Origin of the sequence: Streptomyces sp. NPDC127129 (assembly GCF_042671585.1) — a bacterium.
Lineage (GTDB): Bacteria > Actinomycetota > Actinomycetes > Streptomycetales > Streptomycetaceae > Streptomyces.
Genome location: NZ_JBHXTV010000002.1, coordinates 39,134 through 55,673, shown reverse-complemented (window position 1 = coordinate 55,673; position 16,540 = coordinate 39,134). Strand labels below are relative to the sequence as shown.

General features: G+C 67.9%; 18 protein-coding genes and 4 pseudogenes. 10 read left to right on the top strand and 12 right to left on the bottom strand.

The features are described 5' to 3' along the window. Nucleotides 1-225: 225 nt before the first annotated feature. The 3 genes and pseudogenes from ACFVGW_RS03630 to ACFVGW_RS03620 all read right to left on the bottom strand — a co-directional run bounded on the left by ACFVGW_RS03630 (nt 226) and on the right by ACFVGW_RS03620 (nt 2,087). Nucleotides 226-738, bottom strand: a complete 513-nt coding sequence (locus ACFVGW_RS03630; RefSeq protein ID WP_385850604.1) for a hypothetical protein — start codon at nt 736-738, stop codon at nt 226-228. Nucleotides 739-1,085: 347 nt separating this feature from the next. Then, nucleotides 1,086-1,175, bottom strand: a pseudogene (locus ACFVGW_RS03625) (RidA family protein); the annotation flags it as partial. A 420-nt stretch (nt 1,176-1,595) separates the two neighbouring features. Continuing rightward, nucleotides 1,596-2,087 carry an SRPBCC domain-containing protein gene (locus tag ACFVGW_RS03620; RefSeq protein ID WP_385850603.1) on the bottom strand — a complete coding sequence of 164 codons (492 nt, stop codon included), beginning with the start codon at nt 2,085-2,087 and terminating at the stop codon, nt 1,596-1,598. 172 nt (nt 2,088-2,259) lie between these two features. Between ACFVGW_RS03620 and ACFVGW_RS03615 the strand changes: the two are divergent. The 5 genes and pseudogenes from ACFVGW_RS03615 to ACFVGW_RS03595 form a co-directional block, all read left to right on the top strand. Further along, nucleotides 2,260-2,478 (top strand): annotated as a pseudogene (locus ACFVGW_RS03615) (transposase); the annotation flags it as partial. 16 nt (nt 2,479-2,494) lie between these two features. Next, nucleotides 2,495-2,757 (top strand): annotated as a pseudogene (locus ACFVGW_RS03610) (IS1380 family transposase); the annotation flags it as partial. Nucleotides 2,758-3,319: 562 nt separating this feature from the next. After that, nucleotides 3,320-3,595 (top strand): hypothetical protein, encoded by a 276-nt coding sequence (locus ACFVGW_RS03605; RefSeq protein ID WP_385850602.1) that lies wholly within the window; start codon nt 3,320-3,322, stop codon nt 3,593-3,595. A 289-nt stretch (nt 3,596-3,884) separates the two neighbouring features. Then, entirely contained in the window at nt 3,885-4,913 is a 1,029-nt protein-coding gene (locus tag ACFVGW_RS03600; RefSeq protein WP_385850601.1) for a glycoside hydrolase family 5 protein, read from the top strand. Nucleotides 4,914-5,178: 265 nt separating this feature from the next. Beyond that, on the top strand, nt 5,179-5,409 hold the full coding sequence (locus tag ACFVGW_RS03595; protein WP_385851001.1) for a transposase family protein: 231 nt from the start codon (nt 5,179-5,181) through the stop codon (nt 5,407-5,409). A 132-nt stretch (nt 5,410-5,541) separates the two neighbouring features. Here the strand turns inward: ACFVGW_RS03595 and ACFVGW_RS03590 are convergent, their stop codons facing one another. Both ACFVGW_RS03590 and dapA read right to left on the bottom strand, forming a co-directional pair. Further along, a complete protein-coding gene (locus ACFVGW_RS03590) occupies nt 5,542-6,183 on the bottom strand; it encodes a maleylpyruvate isomerase N-terminal domain-containing protein (RefSeq protein ID WP_385850600.1) in 642 nt (213 codons plus the stop codon). 177 nt (nt 6,184-6,360) lie between these two features. Next, the gene (dapA, locus tag ACFVGW_RS03585; protein ID WP_385850599.1) at nt 6,361-7,323 is read right to left on the bottom strand and encodes a 4-hydroxy-tetrahydrodipicolinate synthase; all 963 of its coding nucleotides are present in this window, start codon (nt 7,321-7,323) and stop codon (nt 6,361-6,363) included. A 29-nt stretch (nt 7,324-7,352) separates the two neighbouring features. On the opposite strand from dapA, the gene ACFVGW_RS03580 reads away from it, so the two are divergent. Both ACFVGW_RS03580 and ACFVGW_RS03575 read left to right on the top strand, forming a co-directional pair. Then, complete coding sequence (locus ACFVGW_RS03580) at nt 7,353-8,273, top strand: LysR family transcriptional regulator (protein ID WP_385850598.1); 921 nt, start codon at nt 7,353-7,355, stop codon at nt 8,271-8,273. Between the two features lie 287 nt (nt 8,274-8,560). Further along, a pseudogene (locus ACFVGW_RS03575) lies at nt 8,561-8,638 on the top strand (IS5/IS1182 family transposase); the annotation flags it as partial. A 176-nt stretch (nt 8,639-8,814) separates the two neighbouring features. On the opposite strand, the gene ACFVGW_RS03570 reads toward ACFVGW_RS03575, so the two are convergent. The 5 genes from ACFVGW_RS03570 to ACFVGW_RS03550 form a co-directional block, all read right to left on the bottom strand. Continuing rightward, nucleotides 8,815-9,027, bottom strand: coding sequence for a hypothetical protein (locus tag ACFVGW_RS03570; protein WP_385850597.1), 213 nt, complete (start codon nt 9,025-9,027; stop codon nt 8,815-8,817). 835 nt (nt 9,028-9,862) lie between these two features. Next, complete coding sequence (locus tag ACFVGW_RS03565) at nt 9,863-10,189, bottom strand: hypothetical protein (protein ID WP_385850596.1); 327 nt, start codon at nt 10,187-10,189, stop codon at nt 9,863-9,865. Between the two features lie 765 nt (nt 10,190-10,954). Then, entirely contained in the window at nt 10,955-11,941 is a 987-nt protein-coding gene (locus ACFVGW_RS03560; protein ID WP_385850595.1) for a helix-turn-helix domain-containing protein, read from the bottom strand. Nucleotides 11,942-12,270: 329 nt separating this feature from the next. After that, nucleotides 12,271-12,474, bottom strand: coding sequence for a hypothetical protein (locus ACFVGW_RS03555; RefSeq protein WP_385850594.1), 204 nt, complete (start codon nt 12,472-12,474; stop codon nt 12,271-12,273). 37 nt (nt 12,475-12,511) lie between these two features. Continuing rightward, a complete protein-coding gene (locus tag ACFVGW_RS03550) occupies nt 12,512-12,829 on the bottom strand; it encodes a hypothetical protein (protein ID WP_385850593.1) in 318 nt (105 codons plus the stop codon). A gap of 401 nt (nt 12,830-13,230) precedes the next feature. Between ACFVGW_RS03550 and ACFVGW_RS03545 the strand changes: the two genes are divergently transcribed. From ACFVGW_RS03545 to ACFVGW_RS03535, 3 genes are all read left to right on the top strand, one after another. Beyond that, the gene (locus ACFVGW_RS03545; protein WP_385850592.1) at nt 13,231-13,863 is read left to right on the top strand and encodes a hypothetical protein; all 633 of its coding nucleotides are present in this window, start codon (nt 13,231-13,233) and stop codon (nt 13,861-13,863) included. Nucleotides 13,864-14,159: 296 nt separating this feature from the next. Next, nucleotides 14,160-14,354, top strand: a complete 195-nt coding sequence (locus ACFVGW_RS03540; RefSeq protein ID WP_385850591.1) for a hypothetical protein — start codon at nt 14,160-14,162, stop codon at nt 14,352-14,354. A 115-nt stretch (nt 14,355-14,469) separates the two neighbouring features. Then, a complete protein-coding gene (locus tag ACFVGW_RS03535) occupies nt 14,470-14,724 on the top strand; it encodes a hypothetical protein (protein WP_385850590.1) in 255 nt (84 codons plus the stop codon). Between the two features lie 148 nt (nt 14,725-14,872). Here the strand turns inward: ACFVGW_RS03535 and ACFVGW_RS03530 are convergent, their stop codons facing one another. Continuing rightward, complete coding sequence (locus ACFVGW_RS03530) at nt 14,873-15,328, bottom strand: hypothetical protein (RefSeq protein ID WP_385850589.1); 456 nt, start codon at nt 15,326-15,328, stop codon at nt 14,873-14,875. Nucleotides 15,329-15,675: 347 nt separating this feature from the next. Continuing rightward, entirely contained in the window at nt 15,676-16,437 is a 762-nt protein-coding gene (locus tag ACFVGW_RS03525) for a hypothetical protein (protein WP_385850588.1), read from the bottom strand. Nucleotides 16,438-16,540: the final 103 nt, after the last annotated feature.

Here is a 16,540-nt window from a genome sequence, read left to right as displayed (position 1 = left end):
CAAGGAACGGACCTCTCACCGCTGCGTGCAGGCAATGCTTGATATCCAGCAGGCTCTCATCGACCCCTCGCTTCAACTGCACTCATGGTCGGAGGTTCTCGTCCTGCTCCTCACCGAGACCGGGTGGTCCGGCGAGGACGTCGCTGCGGTAGTGCAGTTGGCGCGAGCGCCGGTTCAACGCGGGTGTTTCACCGGGTGCTGTGACTGCTGAGCGGGTCGTGTGGCTCAGTCGTCGGCGAGTATCGGGCGCGAGTAGGACGGTGTCTGGTGGGCGTGGGGACAGGGTGCGGCAGAGGTGGTTGTGGGAATGCGCATCCGGCGCAGGAGATCCCGGGTGGTGCGCTTGCGCAGGGTGCTGCGCCAGGCCAGTCCCGGGTGGCGGGAGCGTAGGTGGGAGAGTGCGCGGGTGCCCAGGCCGGTGTTGTGGAAGCGTTCGTCGATGACGACGGCGGTGATGACGCCCTGGGCGCAGTCGGTGCAGATCCGGTACTCGACCCGGCCGACGACCTGCCGGATGTGGACGAGGAGCAGGCATTCCTCGCCGGGCCCGGAGGTGTCCGGGATGTGCGTCGACAGGAAGTCGATCGCCCGGTAGACGAGGATACGTCGGCGCAGACGGCCGGTGAGCCGACTGCGCCGTGAGTACTTGGCACCGGTATGGCCGGGCGCCGACGCCTCGCTTGCGGAGGCGGGGCCGAACAGACTGCTGCTGGTGGGACGCGCATGTTGTCCGTACATGACCTCTCGTGTGCCCAGGCAGCCCACGGATACCCGCCATGGTGCGCCGGCCACAAGGCCCCGCGGCGCACGTGTGCCGTGATGGGGCGAGGGCCGCGTCCGCGCGGCGATGACGGGCGACGAGAGCTCGTATGGCGCACTGTCGCGGTGCGGGTAGAGAGACTTGAGCCTGTTCCGGCACTGCTCGAGGTGGGCGTCGGTCTCTCGCAGGGCCGGGTCCAGGAACGCCTTCAGAGAGTCATGATCATCCGCACGCCGCTCCCCAACTCCCGGCACACAGCCGCCCGCCCCCACGCCATCGCCTGTATCGCCCGCCGTAGGAGCGTGGGTGCGATACGCCGTTCGAGTCAGTCAGGCAGCGCCACGGTGAGATCCACCTCGACGAGCTGTCCCGAAAAGCCCAGCTGGGCGACGCCCAAGAGCGTGCTGGAGCAAGTAGCTAAACGGCCTGGCCGTGCGCCAGTGGCTCGACACATGCTGGGCGTAGTCCGGCGGTGCCCATGCCGCATGTGCTGACAGTTGTCACACACTCCCTCAACCGGGGGCACGCCCCACAGGCACATCAGCACCTGTCCGTCAGGCTCGTCGGCCGTCGGCACCAGGTGACGTCCGGCGTACCGCCGAAGATCTAGGTTGAGCCGGAGGAGGACCTGGTCGCCCTGCTCGGCCGCTTTCCGGACAGGGTGATGCCGTCGTCATGGGCCTCTTCGCCGAGCAACTCGCGTCGTCGACGGTCCTCAACCCGACGAGGGGAAACGGCAGTTAGTGCTTCGAGCCGTAGATCTCGATTGTGCTGTTCAGGGGCGGTGCGAAGGCAGGTACGGCTACCGTCAGGGCCCCTGCCCGCGGCAAAGATCTCAGGCCGACGACACCAGCTCCTCCAGCTTGTTGAGACTCTGAGTCCAGCCCTCCTCGTGAAGAGCTTGCCGCCGCTCAGTGGCGAAGTCACCCTGGCCGATGACCAACTCGGCCCGTGTACCGCCGATATCGCGGAGCGACAGCGTTACCACCGTCTCCCGATCCTCGGGATCGGGATCCTCCCATCGGAAGGTGTAGGACAGGCGTTCCAGAGGGTCGACCTCAACGAATTCCCCCACCAGGTAGAACAGATCGCCCTCCGGAGGCTGCATGGCAATTCGATACCTACCGCCTGGCCGAAGGTCGCTTTCCACACTTGGGATGGTGAACCCGTCAGGGCCCCACCACTTGGCCAGCTCCTGCGGTTCGGTCAACGCTCGGAATACGACCGAGCGCGGTGCGCGGAGGACACGCTGCAGATGCAGCCTCAGCCCGCCATCGTGTGTCATCGCGAACCTCCTCCAACCGAAGGCGCCGAGATTGACCAGCATGCTTATCGTAAGTATCCCAGCCGAAGGCCGCGATCTAGCTGGCCAGGGGCGGTGTGAGGACAGGTGCGGCAACCGGTGATCATCGCGTGCTGTGTGGACACACGAAGATCAAGAGCTGGCCGCGGGCCATAGCGTAGACCTGGCTCGCTGGCGGGACATGTTCGATGCACGTATGGGCCGGATTGCGGGCCGTTTCACGCGGACCGAACCTCGACGCCGGGCGCGGTCGGTCGTTGTGGGACTGCTGTCCGGCCTGCCGCGGAAGAACTGCTGGACCATCGCCGAGCATGCCGGGCACGCCACACCGGATGGCCTGCAGCATCTGCTGGCACGGGCCAAGTGGGACGCTGAGGCAGTCCGCGATGACGTACGTGAATACGTCGTGGAGCACCGGCCGGTTCGGTCCTGCTCGTCGAAACGGTCCGCAAGACCAGGCCATATCCCAGGCACTGGCTCCGTGGCGCAAGCCTCGCGCCGTCCACGATCGCGGCAAGACCCTCCTGGATGTCGCGATGCTGCGCTGTGAACCCGCGGTCTTCGGCCCGGTCGCCTCCGACCTGAGCATCTCAGCCTGACCGACACTCTCGCCGCTTCCGGCGAGAAATCCCTGCAGGCCATCCGGTCCGCACGGTCCGAAGTCCGGCGGCATGCCTGGCCGTTGGCCAGCGAGGAGTTTCGGATCAATAGAGGGCGACACTCCAAATGCCAGGGCTGATTCCCCATGGCAAAACATCATCCGTCAGATGATTTGTGGGCGCGCAAGTGAGGCAGTCCGCGCATCGTAGGACAATGCCTGGGGTAGCGAGTAGCGTGGAATTTGATGCGCCCCGGAGAAGCTGGAACGAGTCACGGACGTTTCGGGCCTCGAGCAGGCTCCGCTGACACGGATTGCGACCTCATGCACAACGCGGGAGGACGCCATCGAGCACCCAGGAAATGTGAGCAGCCTGTTCCTACTGGCGCCGGTCTTCGGGCCCAACTACCAGGAGAGTGCCCCGGGCACCGACTGGGACCCGCCCTTCCCACTGCCCCTGCCGGCCAGCACGGACGCAAAGTGGGGGCTTCCCCATGAACGTCACCAGCAGGGAGGGCTTCGAGAGGGTCTGGAACAGAGAGATCGACTGCCCGGAGCAGCGGGAGGAGGGCATGGTCGACACCGTCTGGGACGCGATCATTCATAGTGACACGTTCGGCAGCAACTGGGCGCCAAGTAGTACGGGGTGCACCAGGGAATGCTGCGCTTCCGGAACGCCTTCTGGTGGGGCTGGAACAAGACCGACGTGAAGGTGAAGAACATCCTTGGGGACAAGGTGCCATTGCTCATCGTGTACGGGGAGCACGACAAAACGGTGAACAGCGCTCCGGGAACCGTCCCGTTCCTATCGGTCCCGGACCTCTACAAGGCCATTCCGGGCACGCGGAAGCTGATGTTCAAAGGTGGCCTGCTCCGGCCACCAGCTCCAGTGGGAGGAGCCGGCGGCCGCACATCTGCACCGCCTTTCCCGTAAATGGCTCAGACACACTGCTGTCGACGGATGCACCACTGGCAGCTTCGAGATGGACGAGGACGGTGATTACACCCCCGTGCCGTGATCGCACAAGAACACCGACGCTGTGGCCAAGGCCGGGATCCTCACCCAGCAGGCACGGCCAGCCGTCTTCAGCGCGTACCCGATCAATCCCGCCAGCAAGTCGGTGACTCTTGTCAGAAACGAACGGATCCCGCCCCTCCAATTCCTGCTGCAGTCAGCCCGGCTCACTGCCCTTATGCGGGAGCGCAATATCTGAGGAGAGAACATGCAGGAGCGACCGAGGCATCTGTTGCCCACAGAAACGGCCGCGACGCTGGCGTCCGCGCCCGAGCCCGCCGACGAGGCCGAGGCCGTCACCGGTATCCGCGTCAGCAACGGACGTGTCGTCGAGGCCAACGGCAACGACTTCGTAATGCGCGGCGTCAACCATCCTCACGCTTGGTACACCGACCGCACTGGCTCCCTCGCCGACATTAAGACAAAGGACGCCAACACCGTCCGTGTGGTGCTCTCCAGCGGCCAACACTGGCCGATGACCAGCATCTCAGAAGTCTCTACCATCATCGGCCTGTGCAGGCAGAACCGCCTGATCTGTGTGCCAGAGGTGCACGACACCACCGGCTACGGCGAGGTGAGTGGCGCCGCCACGCTCTCCCAGGCCGCCGATTACTGGATCAAGGTCAAAGGCGCGCTGTTTGGCCAGGAGAACTACGTAGTCATCAACATCGGTAACGAGCCACACGGTAACAAGGGCTACGAGCGCTGGGCTTCCGACACCAGCGCCGCCATCCGGAAGCTGCGAAGCGCCGGATTCCGCCACGCCATCATGGTCGACGCCCCCAACTGGGGCCAGGATCATTCGGGTACCATGCGCAACGACGCTCGCAGGGTCTTCGAGGACGACCCCGACAGGAACACGATTTTCTCGATCCACATGTACGGGGTCTATGAAAACGCCGGTACCGTGCGAGACTACCTCGGCTTCTTCGGTAGCGCCGGATTGCCGCTGGTGATAGGCGAGTTCGGCGACTGGCACACCGACGGCAACCCCAACGAGGACGCGATCATGGCCACCGCCGAGCAACTCAACCTGGGCTACGTGGGCTGGTCCTGGAGCGGCAACACCGGCGGCTACCTGGACATGGTCCACAACTTCAACGCCAACTCCCTGACCGGCTGGGGCCGACGCATTTTCACAGGCACCGACGGCATCGCGGCCACCGCGAAGGAGGCCACCATCTACGCCGGCGGCAGCACTGGCGGGACCGCCCCAAGGGGCTACCTCTCTGCGTGAACGGCAGTCCCGGCTTCTGGTTCGTGTCGGGCTTTGCTCCGGTGGCGTAGGCGGACCGCCTCTATTGCTACGCCGGTCTCTGGCGGACCGACCGTTCGGACTTTCCTCGCAGCTCGGCTCTTCACGCAATCCCAAATACGAGATAGGGAGCGCAGTGAGCGTTTTCAGCGTGGCCGCTGATCGGGTGACGGGGCCGGGACGAGGGAGGGGTTCGCAACGCACAGGGCTCCAACGCCGTTGAGGGAGGTGTTCGAAGTCTCAACCCATCGGCACAGGAGCCCTGTTGGTTCCGTATCCACTGCGAGCGACCCGCCCTGGCTGGGAGCTCACTCCCACTCAGCGGACTGTCAACCGTGCCCTCGCCCAGACCTGGGCCCCTGTCGAACGCGGCATGGCACGGCTGAAGTGCTGGCAGATCCTCCGCAGATCCCGGATCAGCCCCAACCGCATGACCGTCATCACCAAGGCCCTTCTCACCCTGGAGAGGCAACGCTGAAAGGCTCGCTCTCGGGCGATATGCCCATCGCGCAAACCGAGGGCACATCAGCCTCACGCCAATCCTCTTGGCACCGGAGGCCGACCGCTAATTTCCTGGCCTTGAGGGATGACCCGTCTGCAGTGCGAAGGACTACAACACACGCAGGGCCTGGTCAAGGTCACGCTCACGCCTGGCGAGTGCATGCAACACGGCTTGATCGCCGTGCCGGTCCCGGGCGGCTGCGACCAGCAAATCCACCGCGATGGCGAGCGCAGCGTCGGGCACTCGGCATGGCGCATCGACACTGAGCGCGAGGTCGTCGAGGTGCACCGTCAGCTCGACGCAACGGGTCTGCAGGTATGCGTCGAGCAACATCTCCTCTCCCGGCCGATGGAGGACGGCCACTCGCCGATCGGCCGGCTCCACTCCCAGCCGCTGAGACAGTCGCACCCACGCTGCCCGGGCCTGCTCAGCCACGACAGTGGGGCCGGCTGCAGCAGTTTCCTCGCTGCGGGCACGCACCCCGACGTTCAGCGCAGAGTGCGGCAACGACGTATCTGAGAGCCGCGCGTAGTACCGAACCGGTGACACCGGTTCTGCGCCGCATACCTGACCGTCGAGGAACCACTCGACCTGGAGGACGCTACGCGCAAGGTGACCGGCCAGCCCACCCACTGACATCCCGGGGAGCACGGACTCGGTCTCCCAGCATCGGGCGACCTGCTCTGCGGCAAGCAGGTACACCGCCTTCTCGGCAGCCTGCAGGTAGATCTTCCGGATCTCATCAGTCATTCGGGCTTCGTCGCAATCTCATCGTCACAGCTGCTGACATGTCCACGTTATGGATCAACCCGCCGCCTCGGCTGCCCCGAGAGCTCGCCCACGCGGGGTGCCGTGGGCGGGGAGCGGGCGGGCGCAATCGGCTTGCATCGAAGTCCACAGGGTTCTCCCGGGGACCACGGGCCCGTGTCAGGCTGCGGCCTCGTGGTGGGCGTTGGTCCGGATTGTGGCCAGGTCCGCCGCCCGCCGGACCGCATCGGCAGAGGCGGCCAGCAGCGGCATCCGGACGGCCGGGCTGGGGATGCGGCCCTGAGCGTGCAACACCCCCTTGATCACGGTCGGGTTCGGCTCGGCGAAGAGCGCGGCGGACAGCCGGGCCAGCCTTGCTCCCAGCTTTCGGGCCGGCCCGGTAGCGTCACGCTGCCACAGCGAGATCAGCTCGGCGAAGTCAGCGGTGCGGACATTGGCCGACGCCAGGATGCCGCCGTGGGCGCCCGCCGCGAGCAGCGGCGAGATGACGGCGTCGTCGCCGCCGAGCACCGCGAAGCCCGGTGACGACGAGCCGAGCAGTTCCATCGTGGCTGCGTCGATCGCGCCGGTCGCGTACTTGACCCCGACGACCTCCGGTAGGTGCCCGATCGTGTTCAGGGTGCTGGTGCTGAGGGGCTGACCGGTGCGGTACGGGATGTCATAGACGACCAGCGGCAGGCCCCCTTGTTCGGCGAGCGCCGTGAAGTGCGCCAGCGTTCCCGCCTCACCGGGCCGGGTGTAGGGCGGCGCGGGAACCAGCGCCGCGGCGACGTCACCGCTCTGAGCGAGCTCCCGCAGTGTCGTGATGGCGGCGGCGGTGTCGTTCGTGCCGACGCCGACGATCAGCGGAGCTCCGTGTGCCCGGCAGGCGGCCGAGCAGATGCGGACCACTGCTCGCTTCTCCTCGGCGGTCAGCGTGGCCGCCTCCGCGGTGGTGCCCAGGGCAACGAGTCCGCGAGCGCCGGCCGACAGCGCCTCGTCGGCCAGGCAGGCGAGCGCGTCCGGGGCGAGGCGCAGGTCGTCGGTGAACGGAGTTACCAAAGGGACAAACAGTCCGGTGAGATTCGCTTCGGGCTTCATACGCCCAGCCTGACCGACACAAACCCAGTAGATCCAGTTCATGTTTCTTCGCTTATGCGTAAGCTCACCTTATGCTCGATGTCCGACGACTCCACCTGCTGCGCGAACTGGACCGACGCGGCACCATCGCGGCCGTCGCCGAGGCGCTGACCTTCACCGCCTCGGCCGTCTCCCAGCAGCTGAGCGTGCTTGAGCGCGAGGCGGGCGTACCCCTGCTGGAACGAAGTGGCAGACGGGTGGTGCTCACGCCTGCGGGCCGCACCCTCGTCACCCACGCCGACGCCGTCCTCGAACGCCTCGAACTGGCCGTCTCCGAGCTGGCCGTAGCACGCGAGGGCATCGGCGGGCCGCTGCGGATCGGGACGTTTCCCTCTGGCGGCCCCGCGATCGTGCCTGCCACGCTGGCCGAACTGGCCCAGCGGCATCCCGCGCTGGAACCCATGGTGCAGGAGATCGACTCGGCGCGAGTCTCCGACGGCCTACGCGCCGGCGAACTCGACGTGGCCCTCGTCCACGACTACGACTTCGTGCCCGCGTCACCGGACACCACGATCGACCAGGTGCCCCTGTTGGAGGAGCCGATGTACCTGGCCACCGGCAGCGCGCCCGCCCCCGGTCTCGTCGCCCGCGGCGAAACGCTGGCCGAGCTGCTCGGACCGTGGGCCATGTCCCCATGGATCACGGCCCGGGACGGTACGACCGGTCACGCGATGGCCGTACGCGCCTGTCAGGCGGCTGGCTTCCAGCCGCGCATCCGCCATCAGGTCAACGACTTTCGCACGGTCCTGGCACTGGCGGCCATCGGGCAAGGCGCCGGATTCGTACCGGAGATGGCCACCGCACACGCCCCCGAGGACGTGGTCCTGACCCGGCTGCCCCTCTTCCGCCGCTCGAAGGTCGCCTTCCGCGCGGGCGGCGGCAGGCACCCTGCGATCGCAGCATTCGTGGCGGCGGCTCGAACAGCGGTGGGCGCTACGGGCGGTGCCTCCTAGTCAGGGACGGAGACCAGAAATGCGTATGCAGTCAGAGCAGTAGATGGCTCCGAGGGATGAGTTCAATACTCAGGCCGCAGCCCGCTGCGGCACCCATCCGGGGGAACGCGGTCACCCGGCCTGGCACTTCTCCTGCCGCCGCCTTCGGCGATGGCAATCTCGGCGGCGCGGTGATGGGCGCTCTGGTACGCCTCGGCGTTGCTCGGTTCCTTCTGTCAGGCGCGGATGGTGACGATGGCGGAGTGCAGACTGCCGGGAGTGATGCCGGGGTAGCGGGCGGCTGCGGCTTCCGCAGATCCCGGATCAGCCCCAACCGCATGACCGTCATCACCAAGGCTGTCGTCACCCTGGAGACGCAACGCTGAAAAGGCTCAGTGAGCGCGGGAGGGGCGGCGGAGGCGTGGGCCCGTCAGCTGCGGCGGGTGCCCGGAGGGCCTGTGGCCAGAGTCCGTTCTCGGGTTCTGGCACCGATCTTGGGGAGCGGTCGTGGAGGGTGACAGGTTCGTTCGATTGCAGGGAGGGGCAGCGACCTCGGGGACCGTCAGCGTTCACGCATTCTGGTCCACCACCAGCGCGTCGTCGCCCACTCGTTGTAGTTGGGTTCCGGCAAAGTGCGGCGCTCGAATTCCACATCGATACGCGTGATCAATCGGCCCAAGTCCTGTTTGGCTCCGGGCGGAAGGTACAGCAGCGCCCACTCCAGGTCATCACGGGCATCTCCCACCCCGGGCGAATCAAAGGCGGAGGCGTCCAAGTAGCGTCCGGGCTCCTTAAAAGCCCACTCGAAACACGAGAGTGCCTTGGCGACCGCGTTGGGCCACATCTCCTGGTCTTCGACCCGGCGGATGGCTGCACGAGTCCGCGCGGAGACACCGGGGACCCTTAGAACCGGATCCTGCCATCGTGGCCGCCACCGCTGTGCACGGACGGCCTTGGGACGCCTACGCGGCATCGCCCTTTCGGATCAACATGAGGCCATCCTGCCACGGCTGGGAACCTGCATGCACTGGCTATATGCCGGCCGCAGGTCCAGTCTGCTGGGCCGGGGGCGGTTCTCGCGGAAGGTGTCCAGTCAGCGTGCGGCGTTCGCGTACCGGAGGACGGCGTTGAGGCCCCAGCCCAGATTGACGGGCGATCGCCCAGCGTGAGTGACCCTGGGCCAGGAGCTCGCGAACGAGGGCGTGTGCCGCCTTCTTTCGCTCGGCGCTTCGACCGACAGGCTCTCCGAGTCGTCCTGCGGTCGACCGGAAGCAAGTCCGGTGGCTTCCGGCAGCATGCCGCTGGGCGATGGGCTGCGCAGGCAGTCGCGATGGGCGGCGACGCAGGTCTCCACGGCCCGGCCGAGGCCCTGCCACGGACGGGTCCTCCTTGGCGTCGGCCTGTCCTATCAGGTCGGCGACCACGTACTCGTCGAATTCGACCACTTAGGGGCCTCCTGCTGGGTCGGGGGATACCCGTGATCTGTGCAGGAGGCCCCGTCGTGGGATCCGGTGAGCCGCGCCGGTTCGGGCCGGGTGACCGGCCGTCACGTCACCCCACCGGGATCGGTGCGGCAGGCGGGCGGGCGCGCCTGGAGAACGTGCCGTCCCTCAGGAGGCCTTGGTGACGATTCCCGCCGAGGAGAAGACGGTGGCGGGCGGGCAGAAGACGTACGACCAGCCGCTGGAGCGCCAGATGGGGGCCTCCACGTCGATCTTCCCGCTGCCGTCCATGCGGCTGCAGATGGCGCTCGCCTTGTAGTGGCCGCCGTTGCTCTTGGAGCAGCGGGCCATCGCGCCGTTCTCGTAGTTGGTCTTCGAGGTACAGCCCGTCGGCCAGCCAGTCGCGCCGGCGGGCCCGGCGGACGCGGTGCCCTGAAGGCCGAAGGACAAGGCGGCGATCACACTGCCTGTGACGAGAAGCGGCAGTTTCCTCATGGATGTGGGTCCTTTCGCTGCGCGGTGGCTGAGAAGTGGTTTTGCGTGCTGGAGCCGAGCGCCCTGTGCTCCTCAGGTCGACTTGGTCTCGACGCCGGCCGACGACGCCGTGCCCCCGATCGCGCAGTAGGCCCGGGACCACCCGGTCGTCCGCCAGTCGCCCACGAACTCCCTGAGGCGCCCGGTGTCCGGGTCCTTACAGAGGACCAAGGCGCGGTAGTGACCGCCGTTGCTCTTGGAGCAGCGGGCGACCCCGCCCCACTTCCCGCTGGGGACCTCGTAGTGGCACCCGGACGGATGCGCACTCGCCGCTGCCGAGGCGTTCGGAACGGTTCCCCCCGCGACTCCGAGTGCCAGCGCAGCTCCGACTAACGTCAATCGAACATGTTTCCGCATGAATCCTCCTGTGGGGTGATTGGTCGAACGGGAGTGTTGCGCGTGGCGGGATGTCAGCAGGAAGGGCGAACAGCGAGTCTCGATGCCGACGCTGCGGGGCGGCCCAATGCCCCTGCCTGCGCCGGAGTCCCGGTGCCCAGTACGAAAGCTCCGCTCAGCAGCACCCCGAACGCCGCAGGAGCGACGGCCCGTCGTGTGCGTGTACTCGTCGACACGCTGCTTCACCTGCCTCATTCGGTCGGGTGGTGCTGGCACAAGCGGCCGCTGGACCGGGGCGACTGGATTCCCCGCCCTGCGCGCGTCACCGATCATGCCGAGCCGGGCCGCGGCCGTGTTGGCGCTGAGTATCCGATTGCTTGGCGCTCGATCTCAGGGGCGGGTGTCGCCGAGCGACCGCTGCCGGTGCTCGCGGGGGGACAGCCCGTACGCGCAGCGGAAGGCGCGCGTGAAGTCGCCCGCGCGGGGGAAGCCCCAGCGGACGGCGACGGTGTGGATCGGAGTGCTGCGCAAGGCGGGGTCCGCCAGGTCGCGGTGGGCCTGCTCCAGGCGGCGGGCGCGGATCCAGACGGCGAGCGTCTCGCCCCCGGACTGCTCTGTGAACACGCGGTGCAGATGGCTGAGGGAGATGTGGTGCGCGGCGGCGATCGTGGCGGGCTTCAGTTCGGGGTCGTGCAAGTGCTGGCGGACGAACGCCCGGATGCGCTCGGCCAGCGCTCGCCGGCGGGTCTCCGCCGGTAGGGCGGACTGGTCGTCCAGAGCGTGGGAGAGGCAGGCGGACACCAGGTCGAGCACGGTGGTACCGAGCCGGGGCGCGTCGCACGGGCGCAGGACGTCTGCCTGCCGACCCAGGCCGACGAGGAAGTCGGCCAACAGCGCGCCCGTGCCCTCCCGCGCCGAGAACCCGCGCCCGCTCATCTCCCGTATCCGCTGCGGCGGCAGGGGAAGCAGCTCCCTGGGGAAGTCGACGCCGACGCCCGTGACGGCGCGGCACTCGCCGGCGTCCGCTGCCCCCTCGTCGTGCGGCTGGATGTCGAAAGGGGACGAGCTGTCCAGGAAGCGGAGGTCGCGTGGGCCCAGCGGCGTCGTCTGCCCGCCGTCGTACGTGAGCGTCATCCGTCCCTCGAGCAGGAGCGTGAGCTGACAGCGCTCCAGGTCGGGCCGCCGGGCGGCGCGGGCTCTCCTCCAGAAGCGCGCGGGAGCGTACGACGCGTGCCACACGGTCACCGGACCCAGCTCCATACGCCGTAACTCCGCCTCGAAGGCGTGGGCGTCGGTGGCGTCGGCCGAGCGGGCCCGGAACATCAACTCCCGCCAGCAGTCCAACCAGTCCTCCGGTATGTCCTCACTCCGGAACACGGTTCCGATCATCGCAGTGGCCCTCCGTCTCCCCGCCGGGTTCGTCGCACCCCTAGACGGCTCGAGTGGCGGGCGTTGTGACATGTGTGGCGTCGCGAGAGTCACAGCACTGGCACGCGGACTACGGCCCTGCTGCCGGCGGCCGGCCTGGTCCCTGCAACACGCCCGCCCCGTGCCCCCAGGCGGGCAGGCTCGTTGGTGATGGTGAGGCGATCGCACGCTTCCTTCAACGGGTCTGCCATCGATAACTGGCAGAGCCGTTCCGGCCCCGTCAGTCCACCGCCTCTGACGGGGCCGCACCGTGTTCCGGACCCGTCCGCTTGGCTAGGTCAGCTGGCGTGCCGGTAGGCGCTGGTGGGTCGGGGGAGGCGGCGGCCGTACTTGGCGTTGATCCGGTCGACCACGGGTTCCAGGCAGAGCCGGTTCTCGCGGGCCTGGTCGAGGGAGAGCAGGGTGTTGGGGCCTTCCTCGGCGGGGCGGAGGTCTTCGGTGATCAGTGTCAGGCGCCGGATCCTCGCGCGCTGGAACGCCATCGCGTCCAGGAGCTGGAGCGTGCCGGTGCGCAGGTCCTCAGTGTGGGCGGAGGGCTGCGGGAAACGAATGGCGCACTGGGTGGTGGCGCCCGTGGGCGAGCCGGACCGCGAGGGTGAGGCCGCGGGCGATCTGGGCTCGGCCGCGGATCCTCTCGTCCAGTTCGACGGCCAGGTCCAGCAGGGCCGCGCGGACGAGGACGGGATCGAGCATGTCGCGGTCGAATCCGAACGAGGCGCTGGTCGATTCCGGCATCCGCGCGACGGCGACGGCCCGGGGGTCGATGCCGCGGGCCCGGTCGCGCAGGATGCGTCCGGTCGTGCCGCCGAGGATCCGGCAGACGAGGGTCTCGTCCACGGCGGCGAGCGCGGCCTATGAACTCCTCGGCCGGGATCTCGACCACGGAGCCGCACCGGAGTCTTCGGGGTGGTGCGGAGGTCGCCCGCCACCGGGGCCCAGCTGCTGCGCAGCTTCTTCTGATTGCCAGTGCACGGAATGGTAGATTCCTCAATTGTGTCAGGTCGTACCACCCAAGCAGGCCGTCCGCCGTTCGGACGAGGTCAACTTGAGTGATCTTGACCTAAACATCCTTGGATCCACCATCACTCGGCGGCCTGCAACCTCAAATCTCCCTCAGAGACTCAACCTTTTCTCCGCAGTTCCTGGATGCCGCGATAGGTTCCTCTCGACCGATCGTCCTGACCAGGCGATCAGATTGAGGGGGATTAATGCGTACGAGCATCAGGAAGCCCTTGGCTGTGACCACCGTGGCCATGGCTTTCCTCGGGGGGCCCAGCGCTACGGCATTTGCCGAGACCGCTCCTTCGACGCCGATCGAGGAAGGCGTTCTGCAGCCGGGCCCGCCCGTCGAGGAGGGTGAGAGCGGATTCGTGGAAGCGTCCTTGGATGAGGCGGAGCTGCCGCCTTTCTCGGGGAAGCCTGCAGACGGCCCGAACGCGGAATACTGCGGCCCGCCGAGGAACGTCTACAAGCCGACCGCCAACAAGGGCAAGAGCCACAAGGCCGTGAGCGTGACCCAGGCGAATCACAACGGCACCAGCAGGACCGCGCGCTCGTGGTTCAAGGCCGAGGCGGGAGGCACGGTCAAGCTCACCTACTCCGGCGAACTCAAGGCTTCTGCCGGAGTGGTGGTCGCCGAGCTGGAGGCCAAGTACGGAGTGGACCTCTCCGTCGAGGTCACGGCGAAGCTCGGCAACGAGGTGCAGATCGACACGCCGCCCCGGAAGACTACCTACGGCGCGTTCGGGGTGTGGCGCATGCACAACACGGGCACGAGCTACACCATCTACAGCAACTGCAAGACGTCGGCGAAGAGCGCCGTGACCAGCTACACCCCCTGGTATGTCGGGTGGAACCTTTGGGAGAAGTGATGAGCGGCGCGGCGCGGACGCGGGCTCTGAGGTATCTGATGGTAGGCGCCGCCATTTCCGCGACGCTCGCTTCCGTCGGTTGTACCCCAGAGGAAAAACCCAAATCGTCGCCCACGAATTCGTCAAGCACGTCGTCACCCAGCAGGCCGCCGGAATCTCCCACAGACAGTCCGGGGGGGTCTGTCGAGGTCGCGCCCAAACTCCCGGACACGACCCCGATCGCGGCCGTGGCGAATGTCGCGGGAAATATGGAGATCCCCCTCAAGGGAGGCGTCCATAAGGGTCCCCTCGGCATCATGGTGGCGTGTCAGGGCACGGGGACTGTCACCGTCTCCTACGCCCCCGCCGGGCTCTCCTTCCCGCTCAAATGCGTGGACGGTGAGGTCAGAACCACCTATAACCAGATCGAGCTCAAGCACGACCGCGACTCCGCGTCCGTCAACGTGCAGGCTCCCAGCTCCGTGCGCTGGGCGATGAGCGTCGGTCAGTGACCGAAACTGGGGGCCCGGCTGCAGCGCTGCAGCCGGGCCCCCAGTCGTGTACCGGCTCGCGCGCCTCGAGCTACTCAGCCGGCCTCAAATATGGCGTTGAATGTCGAGCCGGGTGTTGACGAGCTCCGTCGCGCTGGTGGAGCGCCACACCCCGCCGGACGGCTACCGCCGCGCGAGCGAGGCGCTCCGCCAGGCCGCCCGGCCGTCGATGGTGGACCTGGCCATCGCGGAAGCGGTGGAGCGGCAGACCGCCGCGATGCGGGAGCTGACCCGCCGCCCGTTCCCCGAGGCCGACGTCGTCGCGGACGGCGTCGGCCTCGATCGGACTCCGGCCGGCTCACCGTATGCCCGGAGTCTGAGCCGGAGGTAAATGGGCTCGGAGGCGTAGCCGTGGGTGGTCCGGTTCGTCGACGGAATGAGGACGTGGGGATCAGACCACCATGATCGCAAGGGGCGTGATCGCGGCCAGCAAGTACGGCTTCACCGCGGTGCCGGCAGGATGATCCCGTGCGCGGCCGCTACCTGATCAACAGGCATCGAGCATGTAGCGCACCTTTCGACAGCCTCGGAATGCCGTCGCAAACCAGGCGGGCCGAGGCTTTCCATTGCGCCCACTTGCCCGGGATGAATTCCGGTGACTTCCTGCGCCGTGGGTTCGCGTCGGCCGGGTGGCGGAGCATCCCCGCGAGGTGCCGCACCCTGGCATTGAGGCGGTATTGGTCGCCGGAGAGTTCAGCGAGGAAGTTCTTCTCCAACAGTTCGGGCAGCACGGCTCGGCACGCTTCGGGAAGATCTCCAGGCAGCGTCCCGTGGAGCTGGGGCGAGCTGTGGGCAGCGAGGGACAGAGCCGTGAATCGTACGGTCGGTGCGGTCTTCCTGAGCGGCTTGGCGGTCAGTGTGCGTGTGGTCCAGCCCGACACCCGGGAGCGCACCTGCTTACCGAAGGGCAGCGGGTGGTTCGGCTCTGCGGTCAATGCCGGCACCGTCACCGCGACGGGGGTTGCCAGGCTTCCGTCGAGCAGTTGGTTGGGGACCTCCCAGCCCAGGCTGCGAAGCGCCCGACGGCCTGTGCCGGGCCGGTCAGCTTCAGCGACCGCAGATCCTGGCCGGTGATGTTGCCGCTGCCGCCCCGGGCTGACCGGATGGCGATAACTGTCGCAAGAAGCTCGGCGTCCGGGGACGGCAGCGGTAGCGCGGTCACGTACGACAGGAGGAGGCGCGCCGCGCGGCCCTGTGGCGTCGTCAGCAGGAACGGCAGCGGGCGCGTGGCGGAGGCGACGGGCGTTGGCACAGCGCGGATAACGCTTCCCGGTGTCCGGCGTCACGCGCTCTTACTCCGCGCGGGCGGGGACGAGGGCCTGACCCCACTGACGCGCCGGTAGGCGGCTGCTGCGCCGGCGGCGCTGGGTCCGTATCGGGTGCGGGCGCGGTCGAGGGCGGTTTCGAGGTCGCGGGCTTTGTCATCGCGGGTGTCGAGGGTGAGCTGGTGGCTGGCGGTCTCGGCGGGTTGGAGCCGTTCGGCCCGTACGGACAGAGCCCGGACCCGGGCACGCTGGAGACCGAGCGAGGCGAGGAGCTCGCGGCCTGTGCTGGCGAGCGCGGTCGCGATGCTCTGGTCGTGTCGGAGGTGGGCGCCGAGCTGCTCGATGAGGCCGAGGACGGCGCGGTGGTGTTGCTCGGGGTCGAGTTCGTCGCGGTCGAAGCGGTGTGTGCGGGAGAGGGACTTCGGGGCAGCGGCGGGGCCGATCGGACGGTCGTCGATCCCGAGTGCCCGGTCATGGGCCTGGCGGCCGGCGGCGGTGCTGAGGATCCGCTGCAGCGTGGCGAGCGGGGTATCGGCGATGTCCCCGACACTTCGGATCCCGGGGCGGTCCAGGGCTCGGGTGGTCGCGGGGCCGATGCCGGGGAGCCCGGCGGCAGGCCGGGGTCGCAGGAACGCTGCGATGTCGTACGGGGTGTTGGCGACGATGGTGGCGGCGCCGGGCGGCGTGATGGCGGCCGCCATCGCCGCGATCATCCGGTTCGGTCCCGCGCCCGCGCTCGTCTGAACGCCGTGGAGGGCGAGGGCCCTGAGCCGGATCACACCCACGAGCCCGGCCGCGTCCTGCTTCCAGTACCTCAGGGCCTCGGTGAGGGAGACGTCGGCGGAGTAGTCGGCCGGGTGTGCCTCGACCTGCGGGGTGATC